Here is a 19041-nt window from a genome sequence, read left to right as displayed (position 1 = left end):
TACAGTTAACGTTAAGCCATGCTTATAAAGCCGTTTAAAGCGATTCAAAGTGAGGGTACACAATGACAAACGAATTTATTCCACCTAAAAAATGGGTAATGGAAGAAGAAAATGGCGGCAAGTTTGCCAGTATAAACCGTCCTGACTCTGGTGCGCGCTATGATAAAGATTTACCGGTTGGGAAGCATGCACTGCAGCTTTACTCTATGGGCACCCCTAACGGCCAAAAAGTCACGATTATGTTGGAAGAGCTGTTAGCCGCAGGGATCACTGACGCAGAATATGATGCTCACTTGATTAGTATTGGTGATAGCGATCAATTCTCATCAGGTTTTGTTAGCATTAATCCAAATTCAAAAATACCTGCGTTATTAGATAACAGCACCTCAACGCCTATTAATGTATTTGAGTCAGGCGCTATTTTACTTTACCTCGCTGAAAAATTTGGCTGCTTCTTACCAACAGATTTAGCTGCTAAAACCCAAGTCATGAATTGGTTGTTTTGGCTGCAGGGCTCGGCTCCTTATTTAGGTGGCGGTTTTGGTCACTTTTATGCTTACGCCCTTGAAAAGTTTAAATACCCTATCGACAGGTTCTCTATGGAGGCCAAGCGTCAACTTGATGTACTTGACAAGCAATTAGCTAAACACCGCTTCTTGGGTGGTGATGAGTATAGTATTGCCGATATTGCGACATGGCCTTGGTACGGAAATTTGGTGCTTGGAAACCTATATGAAGCAGCAGAGTTTTTAGATGTTGAAAGCTACCCTAACCTAATGCGCTGGGCAAAAGACATTGAACAACGTCCAGCTGTCGCGCGTGGCAGAATCATTAATCGAACCTGGGGGGAAGAGTGGGAACAACTAGCGAATCGTCATAGCGCCGAAGATATTGATAATGTGCTTAAACGTCAGCCATAACACTCACAATTTCTCAATCCATTGGTAGATCACTCAATTTTGATAATGTGAGCCTATACCTTTGATGTGATTCACCCCCATTGGAAATGAACTTTGATAAAGCGGTAGGCACACCATCAAGTGCTTATCGCATTATTGCTAACCAACAACCCCTTTACCGATTAATCACTTTCAAGCTTTTTCCAACAACATAAGCACGTCGGCTGTACGTCTGGCGGTAAAGTAATGATAAAACCACAATGCGGGCAAAAATCCCCAATATTTAAACGGACATAAGATTGTGTTTGCTTATACATCAGCATCGCTCTTCTTTTCGATTATATTGAGGTGAATACATCGCCATTAACTGTGCTTCTACAGCGCCCCTTACACAAACAGGCTCACCATTTAGCGGACTAGGTACAGTTACGTTAGTCGCAATCCATAGCTCCATATCACGTATTAACTCCTCTTTAACTAACCTGCCAGCCGTACCATGTGACCAAATACGTTTTCCGAGTAGACCACTCTCGCCGACATATAAAACCTGATCTCCTTTCTTGAAAAAATACACCCCCGAAATGTCTCTTGGTAACAGAGAAAACCAATGCTTTCTTGTTGCGTACTCATTACCCTCAAAGTCATATAAGCCATAAGTTTCGCTATTACGATTAACAAGCCATGCTTGAGATAAACTGATATTAGCGATATGAGTAAATGTAATACTGCCCATTTTAAAGGTATTCATCGACGACCTCAGCGCAGTTAAACCCCTGGTACATCTGGCCATCAGGCCTCAACTTCGAACTTGTTACAACATTATCACTAACAAACTTGGTATAAATTGTATCTACTCTTTTAACAGGCTTACCAAATAGCACTCGAGTATGTCCTCCGATAGCAGATACCAGTCGACTACCTAGTATCTGATGTTCTTCAGTTTCTATCTCATCTAATATGGCCTCAACTTGATAAGCCACTGGAATTTTACGGTTTGCATTGATGACATAAACCCAATCTCCTTTTGAGATTGAACAAAAGTCAACCCAGCCATGTTGACCAGGTGCTAAATCGAAAAAAGCATTGTTACCAAGCGATGCATATATTTTTCGGTGTGGACGATCAGCAATATTTGATACAAGAAATTTTCGCATAATGAACAAAGGCACTTAATACACATGTGTATATACTAATTAAGTTTCCTCACAAAGTAAATCGTACTAAGTACCTTTATTATTCATTGCAATATAGATCATATTCAATTAACACTAATCATAACGACTTTATATTGATTTCATTGAATTTTAGGCGCAAAGTTAACTATGTAAACCAGCTAATTAGAACGCTTAAAGAGTAAAAAAGCGCACACTGGCTACACAGATAAAAGCAAAATTGCACCAGTACTATCAGCACCTTCATATGAGGTAAATATGAACAAGCTATTAATACTTAGAGCAGTGACGGGGATTTATGACACCTTCAGCCTCTGCAAAAGCCCCCACTTCAATACCAGCCAACTAAACTTGTTAGCGACAGCGAATCGCCTCATCGCTGCATGCTTTAACAGCAAAAGTCCAACTAAGGCTAAAGTCAAAACAGTAAGCATCATCATTTGTTACTTATTTAACGGCATTGTTTTTAGCGTACATGCAACGGATGAGCACCTTGACAGTACAAGGCATCTTCAAACGATTTCCCCGCTTAAAACCGCTTTGCATTTGGAGACTTATTTAGGCGGACATAGTACAAATTTAGCTAACAAAGCCGCACTTTCGTTTAAGTTCGGTCAGAGAAATAGTCAGCATGTTTGCCATATAACCACAACAGAAGAGCATTTAATGCAATCCAAAAATTTACTGGAAAACATTAATTTAAGTGAAAAATATTTCTTCTTTGACTGTCAAATTGATAATGATTTTTATGTATTATCTAATCAGTACCGTACTTATGCCCAAGTAATAATTAAGCAACCTGACATCAACTTTCCAATGTCGATGCATATAGAGGCGAAACTTGTCACAATTGATGGCAAGCTGCTCAATGTCACCAGTGGTGATATCTCACTTAAACGGAAATAGCTCACATGGAATTTGACACAATAAGAGATTATTTACTGACTAAACCTTTTGCTACAGAAGACTTTCCATTCGGAGAATCTACTCACGTTTTTAAAGTTCACTCGAAGATGTTTGCACTAATGTCATGGCGAAATGATGCTTTGATGGTTAATGTAAAGTGCGATCCTGAAGACTCATTCGCCCTAAGAGAGATATTTAGCAATATTACGACGGGATATCATATGGACAAGAAACATTGGATTTCTATCTATTTACAGTCAACTGGGAGTGATAAATCTAAAGAATCTCGATTAATTCCAGATGGCGAGGTATTGCGCATTATTGATAATTCATACCTATTAGTCGTCGACAAACTTCCTAAGAAGCATCAAACAGCCATCAAACTGCATTTATAACGAACAAATCAAAGCCTTTTATAGGATTTGAGCAAGACTATTTTTCAGAAAGCAGAGCTGTGTGCACGATTTTTTCGATAGTATTGTCTTGCTCACCCAAGAACTGACAACCAAACTCCACGCCATTTTCGAATAATTTAACATTACACACTCTGGCTTTAATGGTGAGGTTTTCTTGTTCTGTAGCCTCTATCACGATTTCAATCTGCTCTCCCTCTGTTAACTCATCTTTTCCACCTTCACTAACTTCAATATGACAACCTGAAAGTGAAACATCGGTGATTTTAACTTGCCATTGGTTATCACCTAAAGCGATATTGGCGGTTAAATCTGTCAACACACGTTTGGTCGAACGTAAATTGTGAATAACCATATTATCTGGGAAATTCAATACCATAATACGAGATGGCTGACTCAAGGTTTGTTTGATTGTTGAAATAAATGCGATTACAGATGCCTCATGACCTTCCACTAAACCACGAACAGTCACTTGTGAGCCCTGAGTAATGTACTGGCTGTAGCCTCCCAATTTATTTGCATCTGGAAATTGAATTAGTATGAATTGTTCAGGTAGATAACCGATAAAAATGGTACGAAAACGCCCTTTTTTACCTGCAGGAGTCACAATATCAATATTGACAGGCGTACCAGCCAATAAGTATTTAAATTCTTTAGACAAACCCTCTTTAGTATTGATTTGTTTTGTGGTCATTTTACCTTCCCTGAACCTTTTATTTCCCAATCAAAGATTAGCACAAGATTTAACATACACAACAGTGAGTTAACCTTAATTAAATGTTATTCATGTGCTTGCACCTCTTGTATCTAGAGGTCTATGGTAAATATCACAAGGTTAAGGTTTTTGATGTAAAACATAAAAGACATTGCACCAAACCTGAATATTGACGGTCGTCAGATTCAGTCGCCTCAGCCGTTGACATAAGGTAACGGAGTTAACATATGAGAAATCTAGAATTATTCAGCACTGCATCTATCGATCACTTACTTTGGTCTACCAGCACTGACTCACCCAGTTTAGACTCTCCAGCATTAGATGTATTTACTGATTTTGATGTAGCACGTCCTATTGTCGTTGACGCATCCACCAGCGCAGTGGGCACAGCAATAATCATGGAACAAACCCATGCATTTATGAGATTAGTTGTTGATAAGAAAAATAAATTTTTAGGGGTGATAACGCAGCAAGAATTGTCTGACCATAATTTATTTGTTACCGCGAAAAAGCTAGACCTTACTGTAGATGAGCTTTTAGTCACCGAAGTGATGGTGCCAAGAGAAGAGCTACAAGCGTTTGACTATCAACAAATTTCAACAGCCAAAGTCAGTGATATAGTCAGGCTTTTGCAACAAAATAATTTGCACCACATGCTAGTCATCGATCATGAATTGCATCATATCCGAGGGCTGATTGCTGCGAGTGACTTAGCCAGAAAACTCAATATGCCAATAGAAATACATCAACGGCCTTCTTTCAGTCAAATTTTCTCTAATGCCCATTAATGATTTTGCCTAATCGATATAAATCACGGAGCCACTTACCTGAAAATCTCAGGTAAGTGACGATAAACCTGATTGAATATACGCAGAAACTAGCCTTGCTGTGTTAGTTGGCTTTCTTGTTCAGCAATCTGATTATCGAAAGCAACACACTGATTTTTACCATAAGTCTTAGCTTGATATAGGGCCAAATCCGCTTTTTGAATAATCTCTTTCGCTGAGGTGAAGTTGCTAGGTATGCAAGAAGCAAAGCCTAAGCTCAAGGTGACGATTTTACTTTTAGATCTTGGGTGCGGGATGCCGAGTTCGGCAATTTTCAAACGAATATCTTCAGCGAGTTGCGATACACTTTCTTGCTGTCCGTAACAAATAATAGCAAACTCTTCACCGCCATAACGGCATACCACATCGGTTGAACGCACACATACGTCAGCTATTGCTTGCGATACTTGTATTAAGCATTGATCTCCTTGGTAGTGGCCTAAGAAGTCGTTATAAGCTTTAAAACAATCAATATCACACATGATTAATGACACTAATTGTCGCTCTCTTCGTGCTAGATTGATAATAAAGTCCAATTGAGAATCGAACTCTCTGCGATTGTTCAGCCCTGTTAATGCATCAAGCTTTGAAAGCTTAAACAATTTAGCACTCGTACGTTCACGCTCAATAATCCCAAAAAGTAATTGTGCATTTCCGCAATCGTCTCGAAGTATTGCTCTCGCTTTACTCGTAAAGTAAAGGATCTCACCTTGGTTAGCGTCATAATAAGGAAAACGATTATGGTATTCATCGATACGTCCTAAGCGCAAGTCACAGTAATCTTCAAAAATTCGCTTAGCTTTATGGGCATCTTTTACCGCAATATTTTTATTGTAATCCCCAGCGATAGGACAAGTCTTACTAACAGAATGTTGAAGGATATTTGAGTCTAAAGAGAACATGTCACGCATGTTACTGTTGCAGTAAAAAACATTACTATTATCTTCTAAGTCTATTAGCCACCAGGAAACACCTGAAAAGCTTAATAGCTCTTGATAAAGCGTATAATATTTTTCAATTCGCTTATTTGGAAACGTCATAATTGATTAGCCACTTTGTTCAAGCTAACCATTAGTCACTTACGTAACTAACTTTCCCTTTAGCAAAATGAATCAGCAAAACTACTATGATTATAGACCCTGTTTACGTAATTGCCTGTTTACCTCTCATTTAGCTCAAAACAATGTCGCTAATAAATGCATTAAACCGCTGTCCACCTATGTTCGATACACGGCTTTATTTGGGATACTTGCTCAGCTAACTGCTCTTGTGATGTATAATCAACATTGGCCCAAAGCTTAACCTCAAACACCGCCCCTAAAGCAACCAGGCCTACGCCTTTAGGTGTACCTGTCATCACAATGTCGCCATCCACTAACGTCATAAACTCATTCACCGAAGCGAGAATATCGTCAGCACTGTACATCATTAAATCGCTATGACCGAGTTGCCTGACTTCACCATCGATTGTCAATTGAAAGCAAAATGTAGCTCCGGCAGTTAACGACAATGAAGATAAACTGACAAAATCACTAAATAGAGCCGAGCCATCAAATGCCTTAGCTCGCTCCCATGGTAGCTGCTGTGATTTAAGTTTGGACTGCAATTCTCTCTTGGTTAGGTCTAATCCCACCCCTACCCCATGAAACATTCCATTACGCACTGAAAAACATAGCTCTGTTTCAAAATGAATCGGCTCTTGATGAAATGAGGTCAGCTGCGTGGAAATAGCAGAGTTAGGTTTTAAAAAAACCACCATATCTGAAGGCACCTCATTACCCAGCTCATGGATATGATCCACATAATTACGACCAATACAGATAATTTTAGACGGTGACGTCGCTTCACTATTTGAGTCATATTGAATTGTGTTTAACATTTGCTTAAGCCTCTAGATATCAATTCCTATCAGCATATTGATTTAGTTAAATCGAATCAACCATGTAAAGTAATTGAGAAGGCAGAAAAATTGTTTTATTAAACTGAGGAGTAACGGTGATTCTGAATTGAGTAAAGCATTAACATAGACATAAAACACTGCAATACCGGAAGATACTGCAGTGTTTGAAAGTCAAACTAAGGTTTAAGCATATGTTGAGATAAACTCGTCTAAATGCTCATTGGCAATTTCAATATCATCACCAACGAACTGAGCAATATGAAATAACGCTTCGCCTTCGTTAGCGACTGGAATATTGGTTAAGCCAATAATAATGCCATCGGTAGGAGAACGTAACTCGGTAACTTCTCCCCCCAGTGGATTGACCACATTGGCAAGTAAGCATCCTTTGCTCACACGAGCCCCTATTTTGCGTTTCACATTCACCAATCCATCTGCTTCACTTCGTAACCAATAACTGCGGCTCGCATTAATAGATGCTGTTGGTTTTAGTTTACTATTCAACATCCCCAAATAGCGCATCACATTCATTACACCAGTGACACCAGACTTTATCGACAGCTCACTAAACCTTAGGGCTTCACCTGCTTCATATAAAATACATGCGATGCCTTTTTCGTTTGCGTAGCCACGCATCGAGCCTTTTACGGACTTTGAGTCCATAATCACCGGAGCCCCGAAAGCCGTTGCCATTGCCATCATAACTTCATCATCAGTATCACAACGGATCTGCGGGAAGTTATCACGATGAATAGCACCAGTATGCAAATCAACAATATGCGTTGCTTTAGACATCAACTCACTTGAAAACAAATGCGCTAAACGGCTCGCTAATGCACCTTTTGCACTCCCAGGAAAGCAGCGGTTTAAATCACGCCTATCTGGTAAATAACGCGATTGATGAATAAAGCCAAACACATTAACAATGGGTACAACCATCAAGGTTCCTGTCAGTGTTCTGATGCTGATTTTATCGATTAAGCGTCGACAAATTTCTATGCCATTCAGTTCATCACCATGAATAGCTGCGCATACTAATAACACTGGCCCAGGTTTCTTACTATGGAACACCTCAACATGCAGCTCTAAAGGCGTGTCGTTATACAATTTTGCTGCGGGCAGTTTGATACTGGCACGGGTGCCAGCATCAATACTAAACTCACCAATTGTGAACGCTTCACGCTTAGGCGCCATCAACCCATTCCTTTGGTTTTGGTGCTTTTGGCTTTGGCATTTTTTTCAATAAATTGAATAATTTTATCTGCGACATCAATACCCGTTGACGTTTCAATTCCTTCAAGACCAGGCGATGAGTTCACCTCCATCACTAAGGGCCCATGCTTTGAGCGTAAAATATCAACACCCGCTACATTTAGCCCCATCGTTTTAGCTGCACGAACCGCTGTTGAGCGCTCTTCTGGGCTTAACTTAACAACAGTGGCTGAGCCGCCACGGTGCAAATTAGAACGAAACTCGCCTTCTGCCCCCTGACGCTTCATTGCCGCAATGACCTTATCGCCAATCACAAAACAACGAATGTCGGCTCCACCCGCTTCTTCTATATACTCTTGCACCATAATATTGGCTTTTAAGCCCATAAAGGCTTCAATAACACTTTCTGCCGCTTTACGGGTTTCGGCAAGTACCACACCAATCCCTTGAGTCCCCTCAAGTAGTTTAATCACGCACGGTGCGCCGCCAACCATATCGAGTAAATCAGGCACATCTGCAGGCTTGTTCGCAAAACCTGTCACAGGTAAGCCAATGCTTTTGCGAGATAACAACTGCAATGAGCGTAATTTATCCCTTGAACGTGAAATTGCCACCGATTCATTCAATGGAGACACGCCCATCATTTCAAATTGACGTAATACTGCCGTTCCATAAAAAGTAACTGAAGCACCGATACGTGGAACCACCGCGTCAAATTTGGGTAATTCTTCACCGCGCATATGAATGCTAGGCGCCATCATATTGATGTTCATATAACAGGCTAGTGGGTCTACGATTTGTACTTCGTGACCTCGTGCAACCGCCGCTTCTTTAATACGGCGAGTTGAGTATAAGTTCTCATTCCGAGACATAATTGCAATGCGCATGGGCTTAAGCTCCAAGTAAATACGTTGCCGAAGAGTCAACTAAGTAACGCCCAGCAAGCGCTCTTCGACCCAAAAGCATTCTAAATTGCATGTTGTCACGCTGTGTTAACGTGAGTTCAATATCAAATTGTTGCTCGCCAATAATAATTGGCGTTTTAATGACATATCGATTGGTGATATGCCCACCAGAATCTTTCACGTGTCGACGATCAAATACCGCGAACTCATGTATGACTTCTCTATTTGAATCCTGTTCTGGGTGTATCCACACCTTAATCCAGTCTTGTTCATTTTTAATAAATGGTTTAATTCTAAACGCATGTAAACATGACGTCTTGGCACCGGTATCAATTTTCATATTAACCCGTTCATTGCCAATTTCAGGAAACGTCGCCCATTCACACCAGCCAAGAATATCTAATGCATTTTTTGTCATGTTTAACCCTTGCATAAAGAATTTAATCATTCGTCACATGCCATATTACAGTCTCAAAGAGCGATAACACGGCTTCAATCAGCTGTTTTAAACGACTTTAACCAGTCAGATTAAACGAAAACAGCCTAGCGACAAGGTAAAAAGCCATTACAAAAATGACCCTGTATCAATTTGGAAGCGCATAATACTCCTAAAGTTGATAATTGCTACTAAAAAAAACACTAAAAAATAAAAAAATTATAGGTAACAGCAAATAAGATAACTTTTTCAATTATATGAAACAGCCAAAACAATAAGAAAACAAAGCAATATAATACTATTTATCACAAGTTAATTGAGATATGTTGATTTATCAAACAAAGTTCGCCTTATTAAATCGAGTATAAATCAACCAGATGTTTTTGCAGCTATTATTTACCGTTAAACAAAAAACACAGCGCTAACTCGCAGTATGAAAAACATCGAAAATGACTATTCAACCTGATAAATTAGCAAAGCTTTTATACTTTTTAGCGCTAACATTTTAGGATTCCTCATGTTTACTCAACACAGCTTTGACTTTTTAACTCAGCTTGCCGATAACAATAATAGAGAATGGTTTAAAACGAATCAGTTACGCTATGAAGAAACCGTCCGCACACCTACATTACAATTTATTGAAGCCATGCAGGGTCCTATCCTTAAATTTTCACCACGATTAACCGCTGTGGCTAAAAAAGTGGGTGGCAGTATGATGCGACCACAACGAGACAGTCGCTTTAGTAAAGATAAAAGTCCCTACAAACTTAATGTTGGAATTCAATTTAGGCACTTTCAAGGGAAGGATGTACATGCACCAGGTCTTTACCTGCACCTAGCAAATGATGGCTGTTTTATCGCTGCAGGTATTTGGCATCCCGAATCTAAAGCCTTAAACGCTATAAGGCAGTGCATTGATGAAAACCCTAATGGGTATAAAAAAGCCTTAGTAGAACTAAAACAAGCAGGTTTTGAACTATCAGGGGATAGCTTAGTCAGACCACCAAGAGGTTTTAATAAAGATCATCCACTCATTGATGAATTAAAGCGAAAAGACTTTATCGCCATCAAACCCGTTTCTATTGAACAAGTGTGCAGCGATGACTTTGTTAATTTTTGCACTCAAGAATTTGAACACTCGCTCAAATTAATGCATTACCTTTGCTTTGCCCTTTCATTAGATTTCTAGATCCATGAAGCTGCAGGAGGTCGTTTAACATTGAATAAAATGACTTCCTATCATTAATCTTTTTAAGCGCATAATGGAGTAAAACCAACAAACAGTGCGAACTCTCGTACTGTTGTGATCAATAGGGTTATTTAACGCCTCATACTCAATAGTGATAAATCGCAATTTAATCATTAAGTCACTGTACCTTTAGCACGCAACAACCTATATTATTCAATAAAATAGCTACAATTATTCAACACCTCCTCTTGGGCATGAAGTAATGGCAGGGCTGCTAATGATGAAAAAACGCCGCTATGACGGGTTAATAACCCTAACGAATCAAACAAGAGTATTAACCATATTCGCTTCCGCTTTATTCTTACTATGTATCCCGTCAACTTTTGCTGCCTCAGCCAATGTAAAGTCAGCAGTCAATCGCTCAGAAACGCCTAATACTGGTACTGAAAAGTTATTACTTCCCTATGTATTTAGTACGGACTCTATGGGCTTAAACATTGGCTTAGGTGCTATGGTCAGTGGTTACCACCAAGAGCAAATGACAATTGGCGGTACTGTGTACGGCGGGGATGTCAGTTATGGCGCGGGGGGCGGAGTCTGGAATTACAAAATTCCTAAAACTGAGCGGTTCTTTTTAAGTGTATACGGCTTTTTAGGCTATTACCCACAACAAAAGGCTTACGCTGGTGGCGCAAGTAATTTTATCCCGGCTGATACACCTTTACCTGGTAGTAATGACTCGTCGAATGAGCAGTTTTTACAAGCAGATGGTTCATCAAACTGGTGGGAAATTAAACTTGAATACGCCCTACCAATAGGCGCTACACGTGATAAAGGCCAAGTCACTTACGAGTTAACGAATGGCTTACTGACGTCAAAGCCTTCCGGCGGAGATAAATGGAACCCATTTGAATCAGGTGCAACTGTCGCCGTACTCAGACAATTTAATCGTTATGAGAGCTACGAATTTGAGGATGAAGAGCTCGATGGTACCATTCATGCGCTTGAGCTTGGGCTACTATATGACAATACCGATTTTTCAATCAACCCAAGTTATGGCAGCAAGCAATATGTGGCAATATCTCACGATTCAGGTTGGTTAGAATCCGTTGACTCTTGGACTTTTATTGAGTTTGAAGCCAGTAAATACTTTTCTTTTGGCGGATCTGATTACGCATCACAACGAATACTCGCTATGAACTTTTGGACAGGCTATTCACCTTCTTGGGAGCTTGAATACAATGAAGCCGGTGCAAGAAAGGTAAATAATAACGCCCCTTATAGTGAAGGCGCCTCATTAGGCGGATTTTATCGCATGCGTGGATTTGATAATAATCGCTTTCACGATAAAGCCTCTATTTATGCGACAGCGGAGTATCGTTACACCTTAAAGTACAATCCAATAGAAGATGTGAATTGGCTTAAATTTTTACGTTTAGACTGGTTTCAGCTCGTTGGATTTGTTGAAGCTGGCAGAGTGGGTGAATCTTATACTGCCAGCGAATTACTCACCGACATCAAATATGACTATGGAGTGTCATTAAGAGCCCTCACAGCAGGCATTGTAGTGAGGCTTGATGTCGCGCAATCAGATGAGAGTACCAATGCTTGGGTTATGGTGGATCATCCATTTTAGCCTTGTGACTCGAGATAGCGTCTATCTTTAAAACCCTTACCCTTCGATATCATTGTCATTAACAGCTCGGTTGAATACTCTGTAGGATAGATATTCAACCGATTTTAAAGACATGCTAAAATATGCCATTACTTTTAAGTGACAAACATGCTTTGTCACCTTTGCCACCCTTGAGTCAGCCATGCCAGTAGCACCACAATCAAACCTTATCGCCACCACTCCAGCACAAAAACGTGCTTTGAGCTATTCAACCACCATCAAAATGTTATTTGATGAAGTGTTAGATACTAAAATGCCCGCTGACCGAATCGTGGCTAATTACTTTCGTGAACACAAAAAGCATGGTTCAAAAGATCGCAGAGTCATTCGCGAAACCTTATTCGGCCTATTTCGTTGGTGGGGCTGGCTTAAACAAATAGGCTCACAACACGATGAGCAAACTTGGTTCGCAATGCTCAGTAGCTGTGCACTGTTAGAGCAACACATGTGGCGTAATTTTGCGGAAGCTTGGCAACATTTTGCTCAGCTATCACCAGAGCAACTAACGGTGATAGATGGACATGTCGAAGCCAGAGGCGAAGCGAATACTTACACTGTTATTGAAAAGAGCCTGTTACTCAATACTATATTTACTGGGAAAACCGTTAAGCCAAGTCAACTATTACCAGACTGGTATTGGGAGGTTTGCCCGATTGAGTCAGCTGAGCAACAACTTAAACTCGTTGAGGCAATGAGCTCTCGACCGCCTATTTGGGCAAGGGTGCAAAAATTAGCGACAGAAAAAGCAGTATCCCAATTACAACAAGATGGCATAGATGCAAGCTTATGCGAATACTTTGGTGATGCCATTAGTTTAGGCAGTAAAAGTATTAACTTAAATGACGTAAAACTGTATAAAAATGGCCAAGTTGAAATTCAAGATCTTGCTTCTCAAGTTATTGGCAATGTGTGTAAGCCCAAAGCAAATGAGCAATGGTGGGACACGTGCAGTGGCGCTGGCGGCAAGACCTTACAACTTCGTTCACTTATGCTGCAAGACGTTGAAAATGATTCAACAGGGTCGATTACCTCATCAGACATTCGTACAAAAGCACTAGACGAGTTAAACAAGCGCGCTAAACGAGCAGGTTTTGATAGCATTAAAATCGCTAAATGGAAGTCTGACAATTTACCTGTCTCAGAGAACTACTTTGATGGTGTATTAGTCGATGCACCTTGTAGCTGCACAGGCACTTGGCGCAGAAATCCTGACATGCGCTGGATTGATGATAGAAATTGTGTGGATGATAAACCTGCCTTGCAATTAGACATATTGAGTCGTAGTGCTAAAGCCGTAAAAAAAGGCTCTCATCTTGTTTACGCTACTTGTTCATTATCACCTTTAGAAAATGAAGCCGTTGTAGACGCATTTTTATCTAACAATACAGACTTCAGTTTAGTAGTAAGCACTCACCCTTTTACAGGGCAGCAAAGTGAACATATTACCGTATGGCCATATGAAGCAAACAGCGATGGAATGTATGTCGCGAAGATGGTTAAGAAGTAGTGCTTTTGATCTAAAGATGCAAAATGATAAAAAGATTAATTGAATTATATATACGCGATTCAAACAATGAGTTTATACATCTTCTATAAATTTTGAACCAATCGTTTAAGAGAGTCCTTCCATTCTGGGGTAACTATGCCCCAGATATCATGTATTTTTTGACAGTTCATGACAGAATATTTTGGCCTAATTGCTTCGGTTGAATATTCATCAGAGGTTATCGCAAATACATCTGGTTTAGATGTTATCTTTTGCTGAATCACGGCTTCATCTAAGATATTCTCAGTTAACTCATACCAGCTCATTGCTGTATCGCCACAATAATGAAATATGCCCCAATCAGATTTACCCTTTTCGATTGCCAGTATTATATGACAAATGGTTGTTGCCAAATCGTCGGCATAAGTGGGACAACCTAGTTGATCTGAAATCATACTTAACTGTGAATGTTGCTTTGATAAAGACATGACAGTCTTAGCGAAGTTACGCCCAAAAGAGCTTACTAACCAAGCTGTACGAAGAATAATATACTTGTCGGATATTTGCTGAACTAGCGCTTCACTCTCACATTTCGATTGCCCATACACATTAAGCGCGTGTGTTGAGTCAGTTTCAATATAAGGCACTGAACTATTCCCATCAAAAACATAATCCGTTGAAATATGAATTATTGGAATCGCTAATGCTTTAGCTGCATTAGTTAGATTAGCTACGCCATTGACGTTGACTTGTTGACAGCGTATTAAATTATTCTCAGCTGATTCTACATCTGTGTAAGCAGCGGCATTAACGATAATGTCGGGAGAATGCTCAGTGACAAACTCTGATATAGACGGGAAATGACAAATATCAACGTCATTTTTTGAAGTGCACACTAAATGCAGTGATGCCTTATAAACCGCACAATGCTCATTGACGTGAGCAATAATGCTCTTGCCTAACTGGCCTTCTGCGCCAACTAACCACACTTTCACAAAGTTAAATCCTTTAACTGAACCCCGCACTGATCTTTCATTGATAAAATGGGATCATTTATCGGCCAAATTATGCCGATTTCTGGGTCATTCCATTGTAAGCTGGCTTCATGCTGCGGCGAGTAATAATCTGTGCACTTATACTCTACATCCGCAATGCTAGATAAAGTAAGAAAACCATGAGCAAAGCCTTCAGGTATCCATATTTGACGTTTATTTTCTTCTGACAATTCAACGCCAACCCATTGACCATAGTTTTCTGAGTCAAGCCGTAAGTCCACTGCAACATCAAAAATATGTCCTCGTGTCACACTAATGAGTTTACCTTGAGGTTTGGGGTGCTGGAAGTGAAGCCCTCTTAATACCCCATACTTTGATTGTGAGATATTAGATTGAACAAAGGGTTTAGTCATTTCGAGTATTTGCATATACCGGGATGATTGAAAGCTTTCATAAAAGAACCCTCGCTCATCATTGAATACTCTCGGCTCGATTACTTTTACATCTGGCAATCGGGTTTCAATAACCTTCATCATCGTTTTCCTTTGCAAGTTGAAAAAGGTAATCACCATAAGCAGTCTGTTGATGCCTTTGTGCTTGTTGCTTCAACACTGATGTATCTATCCAATTATTGATAAAAGCAATTTCTTCTAAGCAAGCAACTTTCAACCCTTGTCGCTTTTCAACAGTTTGAACAAAATGGCTCGCCTCTAATAATGAGTCATAAGTGCCTGTATCTAGCCAGGCAAACCCTCGGCCTAATATTTCAACATTCAATTGGTTACGACTCAGATAAGCAGTATTTACATCGGTAATTTCCAGCTCTCCTCGTTTGGAAGGCTTAATAGATTTAGCAATGGAGATGACCTCGTTATCATAAAAATACAGGCCTGTAACAACATGATTAGACTTTGGCTTGAGAGGCTTTTCTTCTATGCTGAGAACTTTGCCATCGAGATCAAAACCAATCACGCCAAAACGCTGTGGCTCGCTCACTCTATAGCCAAATATTGTCGCACCAGATGATTGAGAAACCGCTCGACTCAGCTGCTCGCTAAAGCTTTGTCCATAAAAGACATTATCGCCGAGTACAAGAGCCACATTACTGTCGCCAATAAATGATTCACCAATTAAAAAAGCTTGTGCAAGCCCATCAGGTGAGGCTTGTACTTCATAGCTAATGCTAATGCCAAATTGTTCACCATTGCCAAGTAAACGCTTAAAATTACCCAAATCATCTGCACTGGAAATGATTAATACATCTCGAATACCTGCCAACATAAGTACAGATAAAGGGTAATAAATCATTGGTTTATCATAAACAGGGAGTAGCTGCTTTGAAGTACCAAAAGTAATAGGGTAAAGTCTACTCCCGCTGCCACCAGCAAGAATAATCCCTTTATAATTAGACGACTTTATTAGCTTCATTTAATTATTACACCTCTTTCACTAGGCGCACATTGGTAATCTTTATCTATAATATTTTGACACCAAGACAAATGGGCTAGATACCACTCCACCGTTTTGCGTAAACCTGCCCTAAATGACTCTTGTGGATACCAACCCAATTCAGTTTGTATTTTTGTAATATCAATAGCATACCGAATATCATGTCCAGGTCTGTCAGCAACAAAATTAATTAAGTTAGCATATGAACCAATATTAGCTGAACACGGTTTTAGTTCATCCAACAGTTCACAGATTTGACTAACGACATCCAAATTCGTCATTTGATTTTGGCCACCGATATTGTATGTCTCACCTACTCGCCCTTTTTTTAATATTTCGTACAGAGCACAAACATGGTCATCGACATGTAACCAATCTCTGATTTGGGAACCGTCTCCATAAACCGGCAATGACTTCATTGCTAATGCATTTAAAATCATATGAGGAATAAGCTTTTCAGGGTATTGAAACTGACCATAGTTATTTGAACAATGAGTAATAATAACCGGTAAACCATATGTCCGATGCCATGCCATTACTAAGTGATCAGAAGCCGCCTTTGACGCGGAATAAGGAGAGCTAGGCTTGTAAGCGGTTATTTCATTAAAAGCTTGAACATCTTGTTCTAAATCACCATAGACTTCGTCAGTTGAAACGTGAATAAATCGAAAGTCATCTCTATCTTGCTTACTTAACGACAGCCAATAACTTTTACTAGCCTCAAGTAATTTAAACGTACCTACAATATTTGTTTCAATAAACTCTGAAGGACCATCTATTGAACGATCAACATGACTCTCAGCCGCCAAATGCATCACGGCTGTAGGTTTATATTTATTAAAGATTTGCTTAAGGGCTATCTCATCACAAATATTAGCGTGAACGAAGTGATAACAAGAATTGAGCTCTACACTCTTTAAAGAGGCTGAATTGCCAGAATAAGATAAGGCATCTACATTAACCACAGACTCATTAGTTGAATCTAAAATATAACGAATTAAATTGACGCCAATAAATCCGGCACCACCTGTGACTAAAATCATATTTACCCTGTTCAAGCAATAATGAAGTAACTAACGAATCACATAAAATAGTCTGTGATAACTACGCTGTAGTCACTAATTAAAAATGGATTGTATCAAATAAAACAAAAATGCCAGCGTTAATTACGCTGGCATTGTAAAGTATAATCATGTTATCGCTAAAGCGCTAAATCACCAAATATGATGTAAAAGTCATTCACAAAAGTAAGTTTTAACCCGCTAGCTTTACAGCATCTGCGATAGTTTGAGCTTGAGTTTGGGTCATTTCTGCACAGGTTGATTCTACCATCACACGAATTAGCGGTTCAGTGCCAGATTTACGTAATAACACTCTGCCACGTTCGCCCATGAATGTTTCAGCAGCAGACACAGAAGCTTGAACAGCATCTGATGCAATTATTTCATCAGCATTATCAGCCTTCAATTTAACATTTATCAATACTTGAGGTAGCTTGGTCATACCAGACTTAACTTCAGCTAAACTTTTCCCTGACTCAATAATGGCATCAAGAACCTGAAGAGAAGCAACAATGCCATCTCCCGTGGTGGTATGTTTAAGACTTAAAATATGCCCTGAACCTTCGCCACCAAGTTGCCAGCCAGTTTCTTTTAACTGTTCAACAACATAACGATCGCCAACCTTGGCACGTACAAATGAAATATCCATTTCTTTTAGCGCGATTTCTAAACCAAGATTTGACATCAATGTACCAACAACACCACCTTCAAGCTCTCCTGAATTTTTAAAGGCTTGTGCAAGTATAAAAATAATTTCATCACCATCAATGATATGTCCGTTGTGATCAACAAACATCACTCGGTCAGCGTCACCATCAAGCGCAATCCCTAAATCAGCTTCATGTACCATTACAGCAGTTTGTAAGCTATCTAAATGTGTTGCACCACAACGCTCATTAATATTAAGGCCATCAGGGCTATCGTTGATACTAATCACTTCAGCACCTAGCTCAGCATAGACTTCTTTAGCAATGTGATATGCCGCGCCGTTGGCTGAATCTACAACGATTTTTAAACCGGTTAATGACTTATTTTTATCGAATGTACCTTTACAAAACTCAATATAACGACCAGCAGCATCGCCAATACGGCGAACTTTACCAAGTTTAGCTGAATCAACACACGTCATAGCGCCATGGTTAATTGCTTGATCTAGTAGGTGTTCAATCTCCAGTTCTTGGGCATCATTTAATTTTGTCCCAGAATTTGAAAATAACTTAATGCCATTATCATAATAAGGATTGTGAGATGCACTGATAACAACACCTGCATCAGCTCTAAATGTAGAAGTTAAATACGCAATAGCTGGAGTCGGCATAGGGCCAACTAACGCACAGTTAATGCCTGCAGCAGAGAAACCTGCTTGCATCGCAGTTTCAATCATATAGCCACTGATACGAGTATCTTTACCAATAATCACTTCTTTGGTGCCTGCTGACGCTAAAACCGTCCCAGCAGCCCAACCTAACTTCATTGCAAATGATGGGTTAATTGGAAACTCACCAACTTTCCCACGCACCCCGTCGGTGCCAAAATACTTACGAGACATAACCACTCCGAAAACCAAAAGTCCTTTTTGGTGAGAACAAAAATAAATACTCGATTAATTGAAAGAATTATATACCAAACTGAAGTGAAATTATTCACTCTGTAATGATTATTTAAAGCAGGTAACATAAGAAGCAGCTTTCTTGTTAACACACGATTTTAAAGTTAAAGAATTGTCAATCCACTAAAAGATTATGCGAGAATCAACCTCTGAACTTCGATAACACTTAAAGCAAAACTCAATATAGAGCAA

Annotated in this window: 20 protein-coding genes; 7 read left to right on the top strand and 13 right to left on the bottom strand. The window is 39.7% G+C overall.

Going from position 1 to position 19041, the window contains the following annotated elements; all coding sequences use genetic code 11:
* Window positions 1-62 precede the first annotated feature (62 nt).
* Entirely contained in the window at window positions 63-920 is an 858-nt protein-coding gene (yghU, locus tag A9267_RS10565) for a glutathione-dependent disulfide-bond oxidoreductase (RefSeq protein ID WP_065109123.1), read from the top strand.
* 295 nt (window positions 921-1215) lie between these two features.
* On the opposite strand, the gene A9267_RS10560 is transcribed toward yghU, so the two are convergent.
* Together A9267_RS10560 and A9267_RS10555 are read right to left on the bottom strand one after the other, a co-directional pair.
* Complete coding sequence (locus A9267_RS10560; protein ID WP_055023120.1) at window positions 1216-1647, bottom strand: hypothetical protein; 432 nt, start codon at window positions 1645-1647, stop codon at window positions 1216-1218.
* Window positions 1634-2053: a hypothetical protein gene (locus A9267_RS10555; RefSeq protein WP_065109248.1), complete on the bottom strand. Its 420-nt coding sequence runs from the start codon at window positions 2051-2053 to the stop codon at window positions 1634-1636. Before A9267_RS10555 ends, A9267_RS10560 begins: the two co-directional genes overlap by 14 nt.
* A 276-nt stretch (window positions 2054-2329) precedes the next feature.
* On the opposite strand from A9267_RS10555, the gene A9267_RS22050 reads away from it, so the two are divergent.
* On the top strand, window positions 2330-2977 hold the full coding sequence (locus tag A9267_RS22050) for a hypothetical protein (protein ID WP_231919074.1): 648 nt from the start codon (window positions 2330-2332) through the stop codon (window positions 2975-2977).
* A gap of 5 nt (window positions 2978-2982) precedes the next feature.
* Window positions 2983-3372 (top strand): MmcQ/YjbR family DNA-binding protein, encoded by a 390-nt coding sequence (locus A9267_RS10545; protein WP_065109122.1) that lies wholly within the window; start codon window positions 2983-2985, stop codon window positions 3370-3372.
* A gap of 37 nt (window positions 3373-3409) precedes the next feature.
* Here the strand turns inward: A9267_RS10545 and A9267_RS10540 are convergent, their stop codons facing one another.
* The gene (locus A9267_RS10540) at window positions 3410-4084 is read right to left on the bottom strand and encodes a PilZ domain-containing protein (RefSeq protein WP_065109121.1); all 675 of its coding nucleotides are present in this window, start codon (window positions 4082-4084) and stop codon (window positions 3410-3412) included.
* A gap of 248 nt (window positions 4085-4332) precedes the next feature.
* Here A9267_RS10540 and A9267_RS10535 point away from each other — a divergent pair, with 248 nt between their 5' ends.
* The gene (locus tag A9267_RS10535) at window positions 4333-4893 is read left to right on the top strand and encodes a CBS domain-containing protein (protein WP_065109120.1); all 561 of its coding nucleotides are present in this window, start codon (window positions 4333-4335) and stop codon (window positions 4891-4893) included.
* 89 nt (window positions 4894-4982) lie between these two features.
* On the opposite strand, the gene A9267_RS10530 is transcribed toward A9267_RS10535, so the two are convergent.
* From A9267_RS10530 to A9267_RS10510, 5 genes are all read right to left on the bottom strand, one after another.
* A complete protein-coding gene (locus tag A9267_RS10530) occupies window positions 4983-5972 on the bottom strand; it encodes a GGDEF domain-containing protein (protein ID WP_065109119.1) in 990 nt (329 codons plus the stop codon).
* Between the two features lie 161 nt (window positions 5973-6133).
* A complete protein-coding gene (locus tag A9267_RS10525; RefSeq protein WP_065109118.1) occupies window positions 6134-6811 on the bottom strand; it encodes a fumarylacetoacetate hydrolase family protein in 678 nt (225 codons plus the stop codon).
* A 204-nt stretch (window positions 6812-7015) separates the two neighbouring features.
* Window positions 7016-8026 carry a succinylglutamate desuccinylase/aspartoacylase family protein gene (locus A9267_RS10520; RefSeq protein ID WP_065109117.1) on the bottom strand — a complete coding sequence of 337 codons (1011 nt, stop codon included), beginning with the start codon at window positions 8024-8026 and terminating at the stop codon, window positions 7016-7018.
* The gene (gene rimK / locus A9267_RS10515; RefSeq protein ID WP_065109116.1) at window positions 8026-8931 is read right to left on the bottom strand and encodes a 30S ribosomal protein S6--L-glutamate ligase; all 906 of its coding nucleotides are present in this window, start codon (window positions 8929-8931) and stop codon (window positions 8026-8028) included. The genes A9267_RS10520 and rimK overlap by 1 nt, the downstream gene beginning before the upstream one ends.
* Window positions 8932-8935: 4 nt before the next feature.
* The gene (locus A9267_RS10510) at window positions 8936-9367 is read right to left on the bottom strand and encodes an ATP-dependent zinc protease family protein (protein WP_065109246.1); all 432 of its coding nucleotides are present in this window, start codon (window positions 9365-9367) and stop codon (window positions 8936-8938) included.
* A gap of 535 nt (window positions 9368-9902) precedes the next feature.
* Between A9267_RS10510 and A9267_RS10505 the strand changes: the two genes are divergently transcribed.
* From A9267_RS10505 to A9267_RS10495, 3 genes are all read left to right on the top strand, one after another.
* Window positions 9903-10574 carry a DUF2461 domain-containing protein gene (locus A9267_RS10505; RefSeq protein WP_065109115.1) on the top strand — a complete coding sequence of 224 codons (672 nt, stop codon included), beginning with the start codon at window positions 9903-9905 and terminating at the stop codon, window positions 10572-10574.
* 262 nt (window positions 10575-10836) lie between these two features.
* Window positions 10837-12210, top strand: coding sequence for a BamA/TamA family outer membrane protein (locus tag A9267_RS10500; RefSeq protein ID WP_231919071.1), 1374 nt, complete (start codon window positions 10837-10839; stop codon window positions 12208-12210).
* 181 nt (window positions 12211-12391) lie between these two features.
* Window positions 12392-13756 carry an RsmB/NOP family class I SAM-dependent RNA methyltransferase gene (locus tag A9267_RS10495; protein WP_065109114.1) on the top strand — a complete coding sequence of 455 codons (1365 nt, stop codon included), beginning with the start codon at window positions 12392-12394 and terminating at the stop codon, window positions 13754-13756.
* An 83-nt stretch (window positions 13757-13839) separates the two neighbouring features.
* On the opposite strand, the gene rfbD is transcribed toward A9267_RS10495, so the two are convergent.
* From rfbD to glmM, 5 genes are all read right to left on the bottom strand, one after another.
* Window positions 13840-14730: a dTDP-4-dehydrorhamnose reductase gene (gene rfbD / locus A9267_RS10490; RefSeq protein ID WP_065109113.1), complete on the bottom strand. Its 891-nt coding sequence runs from the start codon at window positions 14728-14730 to the stop codon at window positions 13840-13842.
* Window positions 14727-15266: a dTDP-4-dehydrorhamnose 3,5-epimerase gene (gene rfbC / locus A9267_RS10485; RefSeq protein ID WP_331712002.1), complete on the bottom strand. Its 540-nt coding sequence runs from the start codon at window positions 15264-15266 to the stop codon at window positions 14727-14729. Before rfbC ends, rfbD begins: the two co-directional genes overlap by 4 nt.
* Window positions 15250-16158 (bottom strand): glucose-1-phosphate thymidylyltransferase RfbA, encoded by a 909-nt coding sequence (gene rfbA / locus A9267_RS10480; RefSeq protein WP_065109111.1) that lies wholly within the window; start codon window positions 16156-16158, stop codon window positions 15250-15252. The genes rfbC and rfbA overlap by 17 nt, the downstream gene beginning before the upstream one ends.
* Window positions 16155-17222, bottom strand: a complete 1068-nt coding sequence (gene rfbB, locus A9267_RS10475) for a dTDP-glucose 4,6-dehydratase (protein ID WP_065109110.1) — start codon at window positions 17220-17222, stop codon at window positions 16155-16157. The genes rfbA and rfbB overlap by 4 nt, the downstream gene beginning before the upstream one ends.
* Before the next feature lie 211 nt (window positions 17223-17433).
* On the bottom strand, window positions 17434-18789 hold the full coding sequence (gene glmM, locus A9267_RS10470; RefSeq protein ID WP_065109109.1) for a phosphoglucosamine mutase: 1356 nt from the start codon (window positions 18787-18789) through the stop codon (window positions 17434-17436).
* Window positions 18790-19041: the final 252 nt, after the last annotated feature.

Origin of the sequence: Shewanella sp. UCD-FRSSP16_17, assembly GCF_001675935.1 — a bacterium.
GTDB lineage: Bacteria > Pseudomonadota > Gammaproteobacteria > Enterobacterales > Shewanellaceae > Shewanella > Shewanella japonica.
This window is presented reverse-complemented; position numbering and strand designations above follow the sequence as displayed.